The following is a 14202-nucleotide window of genomic DNA, read 5'->3' as shown; positions in this document are numbered from 1 at the left end:
GACATTCGCCTTGTAAGGGCGACGCTCTCCCAACTGAGCTACACGCCCACTAAGCAGATTAGCTTTTATACGATCTTCTCAGCATTTTGAAAAGAAAGGCCTGAAAGAACACAGTTAAAATGTGATTACTTCAAACTTCAAAATAGTGGCGGAATGGACGGGACTCGAACCCGCGACCCCCTGCGTGACAGGCAGGTATTCTAACCAACTGAACTACCACTCCACGTAATACGGGACTCGAACCCGCGACCTCAATCTCCACTATCAGTGACAGACCGCTATCCCAACGAAGTGAACTACCACTCCACGTATACGGGACTCGAACCCGCGACCTCGATCTACACTATCAGTGACAGACCGCTATCCCAACTGAAGCGAACGAGCACTCCATGTAATAAAGCGAGTTAACACTTTAATCCGCTAAAGACATTAACGTAGCGCCTCAAACGGAGTGCGAATTTTACGGGTTTTAATGTGCATGTCAAACGTTTCAAATAAAAAAAAAGAAAAAGTTATTAACTGCTTATTCTTTGTACAAAATCAGTAAGTTAAATAGAAACTTCAATAAAATCATTACGTTCCCACAAAGACGAAGTCAAGCCTTTCCTTAAAGAGCTCAACCAGCAAAGAACGCCCTCCCACTCACCTAATACCCAGCAGCAGGTACCAGTATTTATAAATAAAATACGTTAAAATACGAACAACAACGTTCAGCCCGTACTATTCAACGGTTTTATACAATAAATAAGGTACCTGCATGTCAGAAAGCGCTGTTAGTTATGCAATGGATATATTTATTAACAAATTGATTGCACTACAACCCACACCCGCAAAAACAAGATTTGATGAGCACTGGCCTTCTCTTTGCTACCTTAATGAGGAACGTGACGGGACAACCGTGGGTTGGCGCCCGACTCGCCAACTTGAAAGTAATGACATGTTTATTCGACTCAGTGCCGCACTTGAAGAGGAGGTACATCCCGATATTATTGACTTCTATAGTCGCTATTGGTCAGACCCTCTACCTGCTAGCTCCGCTGATGGCGAACTAAGCCTACTACAAGCGTGGAATGAAGAAGATTTAGAACGCTTACGCAGCAACCTAATAGGTCATGCCCTTGCCAAGCGCCAACAAAAACGACCACTCACCTTTTTTATCGCCTGCCCAGAACCGGATGATGATTACTTTATTAGCGTCGATAACTACAGCGGTGAAGTATGGCTAGAAAAACCGGGCAAGCCCCCTATACGAAAACTCGCTAACAACTTAGCTGATTTTATCAATGAACTAACACCACGCCCCATTACGGACACGGAGTAATGACATGTTAACTCTTCGCTCTTTAGTACGCTCCCTCCCAATAGCGCTGACAATGCTACTCACCGGCTGCGCCTCACTCAGCTCCCAAGTCATCGATATCCATCCTGAGCTGCAAGTCTCACGACAACTCAATAAAGACATTCGGATTGATGTCCAAGCAAAGGACCAGAGAACAAACAAGGTTATAGGCTACCGAGCCACGGACAAAGCGCCGCGGCCGGAAATTGTTTTAAAAGATAGTGTTGCCCTACTCAAGCACACAACTGAGCACGCGCTAGAAGATATGGGAATTCGTCGTTTCTTTAAAGGCGAATATACAATGGAGATAAACCTTGTAAGCCTTAACTATCAAATAGAGAAATACGGACTCAAGCAGACAGCCCGTGTAGACATGAAAATCAATGTGACACTCACTAAAGGCAGCAAACGCTATACTGGCAGCTACACAAACGACAAAACACAAACGTTTGTTGGCACACCCTCAGAGCAAGAGAACCTAAAATTAATTAACGCGCTTGTGACTGAAAATATGAATTTAATGGTAAATGACAAACAGCTACTGGACTTTATCCAATTTAATTAAGCCACAGGTTTCGATATCAGGGGCACCCTACCTCTGATATCTCTCACCCTAAACGGCCATTACCAACCAACAGTAAAGGACAGCAACCGACTAATCTGACTTAAAGGGCGGCCCGATTCCTCTTGCCAAAGATTAAAACAATCTTGCACTTTTTGAAGATCTCGCTTTGCCGTTGGCCGCTTTTCAACGATACCTTGCGCTTTCAAGGCTGCCACAACATCGTCGGTAAGAATAAACGTATCTTTGCCGACCATCCTTAAAAAGGATGCCCCTGAATTACCACCCAACTGCTGACCATTCTTTTTTAAATAAGCCCACAAACCAATAATATCGGAGCTCGGCCAGTCAGCTAAAAAACGGGCAAAACTGCCATGTTTCAAACCCAAATCATACGTCATTAAGGCATTAGTACGAATCGCTTTAATCTTGCCCCAATGCCGAATAATTTTATCGTTCTGCATCTGCTTTTCGAGCTGCTCGTCACTCATTAAACTGAGTTTTTCAGGATCAAACCCAAAAAACGCTTTCTCAAATTCCGGCCATTTACTATCAACCAATGCATGCTTCAAACCCGCCCTGAATACCCTACGCGTCATATCACTTAACAACCGATCATCCGCGACTAACGCCAATGCTTCGGAATCTAGCGGCTGAGGCAACAAATACTCTATATCATCGCCCAGCTGATGGGTCTGTACATGCTCATAAATCCACCGAAAGCTTTTCATAACGCTTGGGCTACTCTTTATCAAAGTTTAAGGAAGCAGAATTAATACAATAACGCAGCCCTGTCGGCTGAGGACCATCATTAAAAACGTGGCCTAAATGGGCATCGCAACGAGCACAGGTAATTTCAGTACGCACCATGCCATGAGACACATCATGATGCTCCGTCACCACACTCTGCGCATTTGGCTGTGAAAAACTCGGCCAACCACAGCCTGAATCGTATTTATCCTCAGATTTAAACAGCGCTTCGCCACAGCATTTACATAGATAAGTGCCCGACTGTTGATGATTATAATATTCACCGGTAAAGGGACGCTCGGTTCCTTTTTCACGACAAATATTGAACTCAGCTGGCGTTAACACCTTGCGCCATTCTTCATCTGTATGGCTTATTTTTGTTTTCTTCTCTTCCATATATCCTCCGGCAGCCTAAATAAAATATAACAAATAATGCTACAGCGCCCTGTACCTATAGGTTTCAAAAAATAAAAGGCGTATGATAACTCTCTTTTTTCAGAGGCTTATCATACCGATTTAGCCACATTGTAATAGGTCAACATCAGCGTATATACCTGCCCGTTGATGTTACGCAGGACATAAAAATGCCAGTAATCCGTAAATCAAACAAGCTAATCAATGTTTGCTATGACATTCGCGGACCTGTTCTTCAAGAAGCAAAACGGCTTGAAGAGGAAGGCCAACGAATTCTTAAATTGAACATTGGCAACCCCGCCCCATGGGGATTCGATGCTCCAGAAGAGATTGTACAGGATGTAATATACAACCTGCCCGCCTCCCAAGGTTATGTAGATTCGAAAGGTTTGTTTTCCGCCCGTAAAGCGGTGATGCAAGAGTGTCAGAAAAACGGAATCCGTAATGTAGGTATAGAAGATATCTATATCGGCAATGGCGTATCAGAACTGATTGTAATGGCGATGCAAGGCCTACTTAATGACTCTGATGAAATGCTTATTCCTGCACCTGATTACCCGTTATGGACAGCGGCGGTCAGTTTGAGCAGCGGCACCCCAGTACATTATCATTGCGATGAAGAACAAGGCTGGGCACCCGATATTGAAGATATCCGTAGCAAGATCACAGAACGCACAAAAGGCATTGTGGTTATTAATCCAAATAACCCAACCGGTGCGGTCTATCCAAAAGCGGTATTAGAGCAGATCGTTGATCTAGCACGTGAACATAATCTTATTGTCTTTGCCGATGAGATATATGACAAGATCCTTTACGATGAAGCAGAACATGTCTCGCTTGCGTCGTTAGCTGAAGATGTTTTATTTATCTCGTTTAATGGTCTGTCAAAATCCTATCGCGCAGCGGGCTTTCGCTCAGGCTGGATGATTGTGAGCGGGCCTAAGTATCATGCACGAGACTACATTGATGGTTTAGATATGCTATCAAGCATGCGTTTATGCTCCAACGTCCCCACCCAACATGCGATTCAAACGGCACTGGGCGGATATCAGAGCATTAACGAACTCATCACACCAGGAGGACGCCTGTTTGAACAGCGCAACCTAGCGTGGGAGATGCTAAATGACATCCCAGGTGTCAGCTGTACAAAACCGGAAGGGGCACTGTATTTATTTCCTAAACTGGATCCCGAAATACACCCTATTCAAAATGATGAGAAGATGGCCCTCGACCTTCTCCTTCAACAAAAAGTATTAATTGTTCAAGGCAGTGGCTTTAATGTGCCTGACACACAACACTTTAGGCTTGTCTTCCTACCAAGAGAGGACGTGCTTGAAGATGCCATTGAACGTATTGGGGTTTTTCTTAAAACCTATCGACAGTAATCAGATAAGGCCACTCATTGAGTGGCCTATTTTGTAAAGACATTGTCACTAAACCGTCTTATACTAAAATAGTATTATAAATAAGCCTTTTGAATTAGTGGAACTAAACATGTTTATTAAGGTAAGAAAAAACTGCGGCATCTACATGGAACATAACGGTTTGGAGCAGCGCCATTTAGTGCCTGTAACATCAAACTTTCTTATTAACCTTACTCATGTAGCAGAAATATCGTTCTACACGATTAAAGAAACAAAAGTTCGTTTTGACCTTGAGCATCATGAAGTGACTGTACCGCCACACACCCGTGTGATTCACCTACAGATGAACTATCTTTACGGCTCATATAAAGAAACAGTCAATGATAAAAAAGCTCGATTAATTGACCGTTGTTTCTACAAGCTCTATTTCATGCCGGAAGAGATGGGACAGTACGAAGAGATTCGTGAACAGATTGAAGGCTTAGTGCTTAATCAACAATAAAAATAAAAAAGCGGCCATGAAGCCGCTTTTTTTTCAACGCCACTCGCCCTTTCAATTTACGCCATTGATCTCTATTGCTACGCTACCCCTTTAAACAGCTAATAATAAGAACTTACGCTCTAAGGAGTATATATGGAAATTCGCGAGCTTCTTAAGCAAACGGATAAACTACCTAACGTCCCAGATGTTGTTCGACAGTTAATTCAGCAATTAAACAACCCCGCTGCTGATTATGGCGAAATCGCTGATAAGGTCTCTAACGACCAAACCCTTTCCTTAAAAATTCTTAGACTCGTCAACTCTGCACACTTTGGCTTAAGCCGCAAAGTATCCTCCATCGATCAAGCCGTTGTCATGCTGGGCATGGTGCGCCTTAAAACATTAGTAATCGCATCAGGTATTGCCGGCTCAGTTAAAGAAGTTGAAGGGCTGGATTTAAAAAAATTCTGGTCTGAATCGTTCCAAGTCGCCGCCCTTGCCAAATGGTTTGCTGAACGGGGAACCGGTGTTGATCCAGATATCGCCTTTACTGCAGGGTTAATTCATAACATCGGGCGACTTTTACTTCATTTAGCCCAACCGAAGCAAGCTCAAGCGATTCAGGCGCAAGTGGAAGCGTCTAATTGCAGCCGCAGTGATGCTGAGGTGGATCAGCTTGGTTTCAGCTCCTCAGAAGCGGGAAAGGCACTACTTGATATGTGGCGCTTTCCAAAAGAGCTAGGGGAAGCGGTTCTACAACATAAAGACATCACTCGCTTTGATACGCCTTCACCCTTAGCCGCCCTTGTGAACCTCGCTTGCGTGGTTCAATCGGCCAATCAAAACGGTGATTCAATCGACCTATTGCGAGAAAACGTTCCGACAGAGATTGCTAAGATCGCAGGCTTACCCACCGAGATCTTTGATTCACTTGAAGAGGCATTGCACCTTGAGTCAGGGCTGGAGGGGATCGCTTAATTGACCGGTTAAGATCTAAGCGGCAACCAGCTTATTGCCGCTTTCTTTTAGCGACTCACCCGTGAGTTGTTGCATTTCGCCCAGCGAACAACACCGTTTTAATGCAGGTAATGATGTCTTCAACATCTCGCAACGCGCGATGACGTCTAAATTGTGCTTTAGCTAACAGATTAAATTGAAGCCGCTGCTCCCTATCTAGAATCTTATCTAAGCCTGCCATGCTAAAACTAGGTGCAATACCGGTAGCATCAAATAAGCGAGTTAACCAAAAACGGTCGAACTCAAACGCATCACTAATTAAGGTTTTACCGGCCAGCATTTTGTTCATACGCTTACACGCATTCACTATATCTAAACCTTTAGCGACTAAATTTTCGCGCTCAATTCCATGTAACTCTTCAGCGTTATCATCCCAATAGTGCCAATCAGGTGCGGATTCAGGGTTAATCAGAAATTGATCGTATTCGCCGGTTTTATCGTTAATCCACGCCACTTCAATAGGATAAGATTTGGTCCCTAGTCCGCTTGCCTCTAGATCAATACAAATTAACTCCATCATTTATCCCTAACGTATAACAACACTTTCAACCCTTTCTCCAACTCTGCTTCAGGAAAATCATCTGGATTTTCTAAACGTTCAACAAACGTAAAACCGGGGCACTCTTCTAACATTAACTGCTTTAAAAACTCAGTGCCATTCTTAGGATCATTATGACAAGCCAAAACCTGACCACCCGCCGCCGTCAACTCATTTAACCGTCTAATCACTTTACGGTAATCTTTTTCAGCCACAAAACTACCCGGCTGAAAGCTTGGGGGATCAATAACAATGAGATCATAAGGGCCTAACTGGCGTACGCGTTTCCAGGACCTAAAGAGATCATAAGCCAGAAACGTCACGCGATCACCTTTAATACCGTTGAGGCGATGATTATCACGCCCCGTATTTATTGCCCCTTTCGACATATCCACATTAACAACATGGTCCGCGCCTCCGGCAATAGCCGCCACTGAGAAAGCGCAGGTATAAGAAAACAGATTAAGCACACGCTTTTCATTCGCGTGTTCTTTAACCCACCGCCTCCCTTCACGCATATCCAAAAACAGACCACTGTTTTGATTACGCTTAGGCTTCACCTGATACGCTAACCCAAGCTCCTGCGTCTCCATCAGGTCTGGGACATCACCCCATACGGCATCTTGGTTCGCTTCTTTGCCTCGTCCACGCTGCTGTACAACCAACCCTTTAATGTCAGGCACCGTTTTAAGGGCCCCACTTAATTGCTCAACCCAACTAGGCTCCACATCACTATACAATCTCGCCACCGCATAAGGTGGGTACCAATCAATGACTAAGTGCTCAAAGCCTTCAAAACAGTGTCCGCGACCATGAAAAATTCTACGCGCTTCATCAACGGATTCAGCCAGTTGCTTATTCACTTCATTCAAGACAATTTGCATAGAATTCCCACATGATGACAGAGACAAAAAGGCAGGCATTATATGCGTCTGTAGAGATTGACACCAGCATAGCAAGGCAAAGCCCTCCCCATCATATTCATCGAAAAAAATGCACTGATAATATCGATTAATTAGCTTGAAACTTTCAAGTGTCGCCCTAATCTACTAGGTAATCTTTTATAACAGGAATATTTACAAACATGATGCGTATCGGCCTTTTTCTACTGACCAATATTGCCGTATTAATTGTAGCCAGTATCACCCTCAACCTGCTGGGTGTAGAACACTATATCTCGGGGTCAGGCTTAAACCTCACCAGCTTGCTTATTTTCTGTGCAGTCTTTGGTTTTATTGGATCTTTCATCTCTCTTTTCTTATCGAAGATGATGGCAAAGATGTCGACTGGCACCGAGATCATCACCCATGCACGTAATGCAGATGAACAATGGTTACTTGATACAGTTGCTGAACTCGCGCAAAAAGCAGGCATTAAAATGCCAGAGGTGGGTATCTTCCCCGCCCAACAAGCCAACGCCTTTGCGACAGGGTGGAATAAAAATGACGCATTAGTTGCAGTGAGCTTAGGCCTATTACAGCGCTTCCAACGAGAAGAGATTAAAGCGGTTATGGCCCATGAGATTGGTCACGTTGCCAATGGTGACATGGTCACAATGACGCTGGTACAAGGTGTGATCAATACCTTTGTCATGTTCTTCGCCCGCATTGCCGGTTACATGGTCGATAGCTTTTTAAAGAACAGTAATGATAACAGCCCCGCAGGTAGCGGTATCGGCTACTACATCACTGTGTTTATCTTTGAAATGATCTTCGCTTTTCTGGCCTCGTTTATTGTTGCTTGGTTCTCCCGCTATCGCGAGTACAGAGCAGACGCAGCTGGCGCGCACCTATCAAGCAACCACGCGATGATCGGCGCCCTACAACGCTTGAAAGCGGAATATGAAATGCCAGACCAGATGCCGGGGCAACTAACCGCGTTTGGTATCAGTAGCCATATGAAGTCAGGCTTACTCTCCCTTATGGCAAGCCACCCACCTCTTGATCAACGTATTGCGGCACTTCAATCGATGCGCTAAACCTATGGCGTAGCACTACGCTACTCGATACCCCATCAAAAGGTAAGGCGCATCTTTAAGCGCTTTACCTCTTTGCTCGCCAGCCCTATAACGGAGCACAGGCTAAAATAAAGCACTAAAAAACCGCAGCATCGCGCTAACTCATCTACTTCATCCCATAAAAAAATGCCAGAAAAATCTATATAACTATCTGTTTATAAACGATTAAAAACTAAATAAGCATTTTTGGCATATCTTATGCTTTATAAATAACAAACGGGTCTGTAAATAGACCCACACTTAATGAGCTACACGGGCAATGGCGTCCACCTAAGACTCTCCTCCTTGAGATGAGTTATAAGGTGTGCGCTTTTTTTTCGCCTAAAAAAAATTCTAAACGGTGTGATTACAGCGTTTAAAAAATCTAAATATGGAATGAGGCAATAATAATGGCTTACTTACTACCCTCCGAATTTGTAACCAAGATGGTGGACGCCGGTGAATCTAAAGTTCACATGTCCACCCGTGACACACTGATCCGAGCTTACATGGCTGGTGCCATCCTCGCACTCGCCGCGGTATTTGCAATTACGATCGCCGTTAAAACCGGTGTATTTCTAATTGGCGCCATATTATTTCCCGTTGGTTTTTGCATGTTGTACCTGATGGGGTTTGACTTGCTTACCGGTGTATTTGTCCTAACACCCCTTGCATTACTCGATAAACGCCCAGGCGTTACGGTCAAAGGCATTTTAAGAAACTGGGGACTCGTATTCCTTGGTAACTTCGGGGGCGCACTCACCGTCGCCATCATGATGGCCTTCGTTTTCACCTATGGCTTTAATACTGATCCCGGTGCCGTAGGTGCAAAAATTGCCAGCGTAGGTGAAGCCCGTACATTAGGGTATGCTGAATACGGCGTTGCAGGCTGGTTCACTATTTTTATCCGCGGCATGCTATGTAACTGGATGGTATCCATGGGGGTTGTCGGCGCTATGATTTCCACATCCGTAAGCGGCAAGGTCATCGCAATGTGGATGCCTATTATGGTGTTCTTTTTCATGGGCTTTGAGCATTCTGTTGTCAACATGTTCCTTTTCCCATCCGGTATCATTATGGGCGGCGATTTCTCAGTCATGGATTACTTTATCTGGAACGAAATCCCAACAGCACTGGGCAACTTAGTCGGTGGTTTAGCCTTTACCGGTCTAACCCTTTACACCACACATATCAGAACAGGTAAAAAACGCGCTATCGCTTAAACGACCCTGTGTAAACGACTGACCGTTTTGCACACCTCTGCATAACATAACAAAAGCCCTCTCACCTAGGTGAAGGGCTTTTTGGTACTAATAATGACAGCCAAACTTACTGTATCGATTGGGCAATATTCCGATAAGGGCCGCAAGCCGAGCAACCAAGATTTCCACGGCTGTGTCATTCCTAACAATGCCCAATTAACCCTTAAAGGTATCGCCTGCGCCGTTGCGGACGGTATCAGTAGCAGCCAGGTCAGCCATATCGCCAGCGAAACCGCGATTAAAAGCTTTCTCGATGACTACTACTGCACCTCCGATGCTTGGTCGGTGCAAACCGCTGCAAATAGGGTGTTATCCGCTACCAATGCATGGCTACACTCCCAAACCCAAAACAGTGACTACCGTTACGATAAAGACAAAGGGTATGTGTGCACCTTTAGCGCAATGATTATCAAAAGTAACAGCGCCTATTTATTCCATATCGGTGATTCAAGAATTTACAAATTCCGTGAAAATGCGCTGGAACAACTAACAAAAGACCATCGGTTATGGGTCTCACAAAATCAAAGTTACCTCAGTCGCGCCTTAGGTATTGAGGCGCAACTGGAGATCGATTTTTTATCCTTACCTATAGCAACAGGCGATATTTACATCTTAGCGACCGATGGCGTGTATGAGTATGTTGACGCCACGTTTATCAGCCAAACACTCCAAGATTCAGCCAACGACCTTAATGAGGCCGCCAAACGTATCGTCAACCATGCTTATGCATCAGGCAGTGGCGATAACCTAACAATTCAAATTATTCGCATTGATTCAATCCCAGAACTGGATGAGCACGAGATACCGCTTCAAGTTGAAGAACTACCTCTTCCCCCTATTTTAGAGGCCAGAGCCCGTTTCGATGGCTACACGATTCTGCGCGAAATACATGCAACCAGCCGCAGCCATGTTTATTTAGCCACCGATGACGAAAGCCATGAAAGCGTTATTCTAAAAATCCCTTCTATTGATCTACGCGGGGATCCCGATTACCTCGAACGCTTTTTAATGGAGGAGTGGGTTGCTCGACGGGTGAACAGTGCTCATGTGCTAAAAGCGGGCATACAAACAAGAAAGCGTAACTACCTTTATACCACGACAGAATATATTGAAGGCCAAACATTAAAGCAGTGGATGCTCGACAACCCCAAACCGAGCCTTGAAGCGGTCCGCGTTATCATAGAGCAAGTCGCAAAAGGCTTACGCGCGCTCCATCGCATGGATATTCTGCATCAAGATATTAAACCCGACAACATTATGATTGACCCATCGGGTACCGTTAAAATTATTGATTTTGGCTCCGCCAGAGTTGCCGGTATTGTCGAAGCATCGCCGCAGGGAGATCAATCCGACATATTGGGCACCGCACTGTATACCGCACCCGAGTATTTTTTAGGCGACACAGGCACCTCTCGATCAGACCTCTATTCATTAGGCGTACTCACTTATCATATGCTATCTGGACGCTTTCCATACGGCACACAAGTCTCTAAATCACGCACACCCGCCGCACAGAAAAAACTGAACTATAATTCAATCTTAGATGAAGATAGGGAGATACCTGCGTGGATTGATGAAACGCTTAAAAAAGCGCTGCTACCCAATCCATACAAACGGTATGAAACGCTATCCGAATTTATATTTGACCTTAGGCAGCCTAATACAGCTTTTTTAAACAAAAGCAGGCCCCCTTTAATAGAGCGAAATCCAGTACTGGTTTGGCAAGGTATATCAGCACTGCTCACGTGCATCATTATCTACTTACTCAGCAGATAAGGATGTTCATACGCACAAGCAGTAACAGGATAGTGTTCAAATACTGGCCTGAAACTTGCTGATACCTAGACCTAACGCGAATTAAACGCTTATAGAAGGTATGCAAATCTTTTATGCACCATAAAAGTGCAAGGAAAATAAAATAGTGCGTATTTAAACGTTCAATAGCGCTCAACATTAAGATCAATAATCTGGGTATAGGTATGATTTGGGATAATTATCAATCTGAACAGCATTATGATGAGCTCATCAGCCCCACAGGGAGCGCTAGAGATTCTGCAACTAAGCTTGTAGAACATATCGCCCAAATGGATGAAAAAGACCTTGATAGACGTCGCCAAATGGCTGAAGTGACGATCCAAGAGATGGGTATTTCATTTACCGTTTACACCGAAGAGGGGAATATCGATCGTGCTTGGCCTTTTGACATCATTCCGCGCACGATTTCAGCTCCCTTATGGAAAACAACCGCTGAAGGTTTAACCCAACGGTTAAAAGCCTTAAACATGTTTATTGATGATCTGTACCACGAACAAAAGATCATTAAAGACGGCATCATTCCCGAGCATATCATCAAGGAGTCTAAAAACTTCAGGCCCGAATGTGTCGGCGTTAACCCCGCCCACGGGGTATGGGCACATATATGCGGAACCGACCTGGTAAGAGACGCAGATGGTCAATTCTATGTACTGGAAGATAACCTAAGGGTCCCTTCCGGTGTTTCCTATATGCTCGAAAACAGGGCCATCACCAAACGCGTGTTGCCCGAGATGTTTGAAAAAGAAAACATCTTGCCGCTAGATGATTACCCTGAGCAACTGTTTGATATGTTGATCTCTCTCTCCCCTCGCGAGATAGAGGAGCCCGAAATTGTTGTGCTCACACCGGGTATTTTTAACTCCGCCTATTTTGAACATGCTTTTCTTGCGCAACAGATGGGGGTTGAACTCGTTGAGGGCAGCGACCTATTTGTCGATGATGACGACTGTGTCTATATGAAAACCATTTCAGGCCCCGAACGAGTTGATGTTATCTATCGCCGTATTGATGACCTTTTCATCGACCCCGACGTATTCGATAAGGACTCCGTGTTAGGTGTGCCGGGCATGATGCGTGCGTGGCAAGCAGGTAATGTAGCCCTCGCGAATGCACCGGGTGCAGGGGTTGCCGATGACAAGGTCGTTTATGCCTATGTCCCTCAGATCATCGAGTATTACCTTAATGAAAAACCCATTTTACCTAATGTGGAAACCTTCCTCTGTGAAGACCCTGAACAGAGAGCCTATGTACTCGATAACCTCGACAAACTGGTGATTAAGCCGGCGAATGAATCCGGTGGCTACGGCATGCTGATTGGGCCCCACTCCACGAAAAAAGAGCAAGCAACCTTTGCGGCCCTTATTCAAGAGAACCCTCGTAACTACATTGCCCAGCCCACATTGAGCTTATCAACCGCCCCCACCTTAATTAGCTCCAATACGATGGAGCCACGGCACTTAGACCTTCGCCCTTTTATTCTCCAAGGGAAAAATACCTATGTAACAACGGGTGGCCTTACCCGTGTCGCCATGAAAAAAGGCTCATTGGTTGTTAACTCATCGCAAGGTGGTGGCAGTAAAGATACTTGGATCGTTGATACAGAGGATAAATAATTATGTTATCTCGTGTTGCTGAAAGAATTTATTGGAGTGCACGCTACTTAGAGCGTGTGGAGAACACAGCAAGACTCGTGGGTGTCTATGATAACCTGTTATTCGACCTGCCCCGAGACACCAATATCAGTTGGTTTAATCTCATCAAAATAAACAGTTGTACGGATACCTTCTCCGAACGCTATAAAGTGCAAGATGAGCACAACGTGGTTAAATTTTTATTGGCCGATGACACAAACCCAAGCTCTATGTTGTCATCCCTTAAACAAGCCAAAGAGAATATCCGCACAACCCGTGATGTACTACCACAAGACACATGGGAGCTGATCAATGAACTCGATTTATATGCACGCAACAATATCCGCCAAGGGATAAACCGTACAGACCGTCATAAATTTCTAAACAGTATCATCCAACGCTGCCAAGAGATTAATGGCCTCTTCGAAGGCGCGATGAGCCGCGATGCCTCATGGCAGTTTATGACCCTAGGCCGTAACCTTGAGCGCGCCGATATGACAACCCGTATTCTTGATGCGGGCGTATCTATTATGCTCCAACCCAACCAAGGCACCCGCATTAACTTAAGCCAAGTGGTCTGGGGTAATGTACTACGCTCCCTCAGCGGCTACATGAATTACAGAAGAAGTGTACGTACCGCGATTGAATCAAAAAAAGTGGCTCGCTTCCTCTTAGAGGATGAGTTCTTCCCAAGAACCTTAAGCTACTGTATCAACGAGATGGAAACAGCGGCGAAAAAATTGCCCCGCTCCAAACTTGTTTTACAGGCGGTAAAGGCCTTAAAAGCGCACCACTACTCCCTTGCGAATGGTCATCCACTGGATGAGAAATTTCGTGATTATCTGAATGAACTGCAGATCAGCATCTCAGATCTACATGGGGTATTAATGACCAATTGGTTCGCCTTTAATATGGGGGATCCACAGGAGGAAGCCCCTACGCTAAAAAACAACATGGAAAAAGAATATCAGTTTGCTTGTCAGGCATAGCCCTTTATCGTTTGAGAGCGGCTATAATGAGCCCGAATTTGTTA

The 14202-nt window shown here is 44.8% G+C and carries 14 protein-coding genes and 1 tRNA gene; 10 read left to right on the top strand and 5 right to left on the bottom strand.

Annotated elements, in window-relative coordinates:
• Window positions 1-146: 146 nt before the first annotated feature.
• Window positions 147-223 (bottom strand) — tRNA-Asp (locus A3773_RS10195).
• Window positions 224-757: 534 nt separating this feature from the next.
• On the opposite strand from A3773_RS10195, the gene syd reads away from it, so the two are divergent.
• Both syd and A3773_RS10185 read left to right on the top strand, forming a co-directional pair.
• Window positions 758-1321 (top strand): SecY-interacting protein, encoded by a 564-nt coding sequence (gene syd, locus A3773_RS10190; protein ID WP_067985640.1) that lies wholly within the window; start codon window positions 758-760, stop codon window positions 1319-1321.
• A gap of 4 nt (window positions 1322-1325) precedes the next feature.
• Window positions 1326-1904 (top strand): YajG family lipoprotein, encoded by a 579-nt coding sequence (locus A3773_RS10185; protein ID WP_082800598.1) that lies wholly within the window; start codon window positions 1326-1328, stop codon window positions 1902-1904.
• Window positions 1905-1963: 59 nt separating this feature from the next.
• On the opposite strand, the gene A3773_RS10180 is transcribed toward A3773_RS10185, so the two are convergent.
• Together A3773_RS10180 and msrB are read right to left on the bottom strand one after the other, a co-directional pair.
• Window positions 1964-2632 carry a DNA-3-methyladenine glycosylase I gene (locus tag A3773_RS10180; RefSeq protein ID WP_067985638.1) on the bottom strand — a complete coding sequence of 223 codons (669 nt, stop codon included), beginning with the start codon at window positions 2630-2632 and terminating at the stop codon, window positions 1964-1966.
• A gap of 10 nt (window positions 2633-2642) precedes the next feature.
• On the bottom strand, window positions 2643-3047 hold the full coding sequence (gene msrB, locus A3773_RS10175) for a peptide-methionine (R)-S-oxide reductase MsrB (RefSeq protein WP_067985637.1): 405 nt from the start codon (window positions 3045-3047) through the stop codon (window positions 2643-2645).
• A 188-nt stretch (window positions 3048-3235) separates the two neighbouring features.
• Here msrB and A3773_RS10170 point away from each other — a divergent pair, with 188 nt between their 5' ends.
• The 3 genes from A3773_RS10170 to A3773_RS10160 all read left to right on the top strand — a co-directional run bounded on the left by A3773_RS10170 (window position 3236) and on the right by A3773_RS10160 (window position 5888).
• Window positions 3236-4450 (top strand): pyridoxal phosphate-dependent aminotransferase, encoded by a 1215-nt coding sequence (locus A3773_RS10170; RefSeq protein ID WP_067985635.1) that lies wholly within the window; start codon window positions 3236-3238, stop codon window positions 4448-4450.
• A 109-nt stretch (window positions 4451-4559) separates the two neighbouring features.
• A complete protein-coding gene (locus tag A3773_RS10165) occupies window positions 4560-4931 on the top strand; it encodes a hypothetical protein (RefSeq protein ID WP_067985634.1) in 372 nt (123 codons plus the stop codon).
• 132 nt (window positions 4932-5063) lie between these two features.
• Window positions 5064-5888 (top strand): HDOD domain-containing protein, encoded by an 825-nt coding sequence (locus tag A3773_RS10160; protein ID WP_067985632.1) that lies wholly within the window; start codon window positions 5064-5066, stop codon window positions 5886-5888.
• Between the two features lie 55 nt (window positions 5889-5943).
• Here the strand turns inward: A3773_RS10160 and A3773_RS10155 are convergent, their stop codons facing one another.
• Complete coding sequence (locus A3773_RS10155) at window positions 5944-6447, bottom strand: 3'-5' exonuclease (protein ID WP_231902185.1); 504 nt, start codon at window positions 6445-6447, stop codon at window positions 5944-5946.
• Complete coding sequence (locus tag A3773_RS10150) at window positions 6444-7349, bottom strand: class I SAM-dependent methyltransferase (RefSeq protein WP_067985627.1); 906 nt, start codon at window positions 7347-7349, stop codon at window positions 6444-6446. Before A3773_RS10150 ends, A3773_RS10155 begins: the two co-directional genes overlap by 4 nt.
• Before the next feature lie 200 nt (window positions 7350-7549).
• Between A3773_RS10150 and htpX the strand changes: the two genes are divergently transcribed.
• From htpX to A3773_RS10125, 5 genes are all read left to right on the top strand, one after another.
• Window positions 7550-8443, top strand: coding sequence for a protease HtpX (gene htpX, locus A3773_RS10145; protein WP_067985626.1), 894 nt, complete (start codon window positions 7550-7552; stop codon window positions 8441-8443).
• 428 nt (window positions 8444-8871) lie between these two features.
• Window positions 8872-9684: a formate/nitrite transporter family protein gene (locus A3773_RS10140; RefSeq protein WP_067985625.1), complete on the top strand. Its 813-nt coding sequence runs from the start codon at window positions 8872-8874 to the stop codon at window positions 9682-9684.
• 93 nt (window positions 9685-9777) lie between these two features.
• Window positions 9778-11499, top strand: a complete 1722-nt coding sequence (locus A3773_RS10135) for a bifunctional protein-serine/threonine kinase/phosphatase (RefSeq protein ID WP_067985621.1) — start codon at window positions 9778-9780, stop codon at window positions 11497-11499.
• Window positions 11500-11702: 203 nt separating this feature from the next.
• Window positions 11703-13151, top strand: a complete 1449-nt coding sequence (locus A3773_RS10130; protein ID WP_197462763.1) for a circularly permuted type 2 ATP-grasp protein — start codon at window positions 11703-11705, stop codon at window positions 13149-13151.
• 2 nt (window positions 13152-13153) lie between these two features.
• The gene (locus A3773_RS10125; RefSeq protein WP_075109534.1) at window positions 13154-14158 is read left to right on the top strand and encodes an alpha-E domain-containing protein; all 1005 of its coding nucleotides are present in this window, start codon (window positions 13154-13156) and stop codon (window positions 14156-14158) included.
• The last annotated feature ends 44 nt before the right edge of the window (window positions 14159-14202 follow it).

The organism is Neptuniibacter pectenicola, from assembly GCF_001597735.1.
In the GTDB taxonomy this organism is placed as follows: domain Bacteria; phylum Pseudomonadota; class Gammaproteobacteria; order Pseudomonadales; family Balneatricaceae; genus Neptuniibacter; species Neptuniibacter pectenicola.
Note: the sequence above shows the minus strand (reverse complement) of the source record. Positions and strands in the feature narration are given on the sequence as shown.

What these genes read in the sequence shown, in the direction of transcription:
- A3773_RS10185 (WP_082800598.1), top strand. Translation starts at nt 1,326, where the DNA reads ATGTTAACTCTTCGCTCTTTAGTACGCTCCCTCCCAATAGCGCTGACA.
- msrB (WP_067985637.1), bottom strand. Translation starts at nt 3,047, where the DNA reads ATGGAAGAGAAGAAAACAAAAATAAGCCATACAGATGAAGAATGGCGC.
- A3773_RS10165 (WP_067985634.1), top strand. Translation starts at nt 4,560, where the DNA reads ATGTTTATTAAGGTAAGAAAAAACTGCGGCATCTACATGGAACATAAC.
- A3773_RS10130 (WP_197462763.1), top strand. Translation starts at nt 11,703, where the DNA reads ATGATTTGGGATAATTATCAATCTGAACAGCATTATGATGAGCTCATC.
- A3773_RS10125 (WP_075109534.1), top strand. Translation starts at nt 13,154, where the DNA reads ATGTTATCTCGTGTTGCTGAAAGAATTTATTGGAGTGCACGCTACTTA.
- A3773_RS10155 (WP_231902185.1), bottom strand. Translation starts at nt 6,447, where the DNA reads ATGATGGAGTTAATTTGTATTGATCTAGAGGCAAGCGGACTAGGGACC.
- A3773_RS10140 (WP_067985625.1), top strand. Translation starts at nt 8,872, where the DNA reads ATGGCTTACTTACTACCCTCCGAATTTGTAACCAAGATGGTGGACGCC.
- A3773_RS10180 (WP_067985638.1), bottom strand. Translation starts at nt 2,632, where the DNA reads ATGAAAAGCTTTCGGTGGATTTATGAGCATGTACAGACCCATCAGCTG.
- htpX (WP_067985626.1), top strand. Translation starts at nt 7,550, where the DNA reads ATGATGCGTATCGGCCTTTTTCTACTGACCAATATTGCCGTATTAATT.
- A3773_RS10135 (WP_067985621.1), top strand. Translation starts at nt 9,778, where the DNA reads ATGACAGCCAAACTTACTGTATCGATTGGGCAATATTCCGATAAGGGC.
- syd (WP_067985640.1), top strand. Translation starts at nt 758, where the DNA reads ATGTCAGAAAGCGCTGTTAGTTATGCAATGGATATATTTATTAACAAA.
- A3773_RS10170 (WP_067985635.1), top strand. Translation starts at nt 3,236, where the DNA reads ATGCCAGTAATCCGTAAATCAAACAAGCTAATCAATGTTTGCTATGAC.
- A3773_RS10160 (WP_067985632.1), top strand. Translation starts at nt 5,064, where the DNA reads ATGGAAATTCGCGAGCTTCTTAAGCAAACGGATAAACTACCTAACGTC.
- A3773_RS10150 (WP_067985627.1), bottom strand. Translation starts at nt 7,349, where the DNA reads ATGCAAATTGTCTTGAATGAAGTGAATAAGCAACTGGCTGAATCCGTT.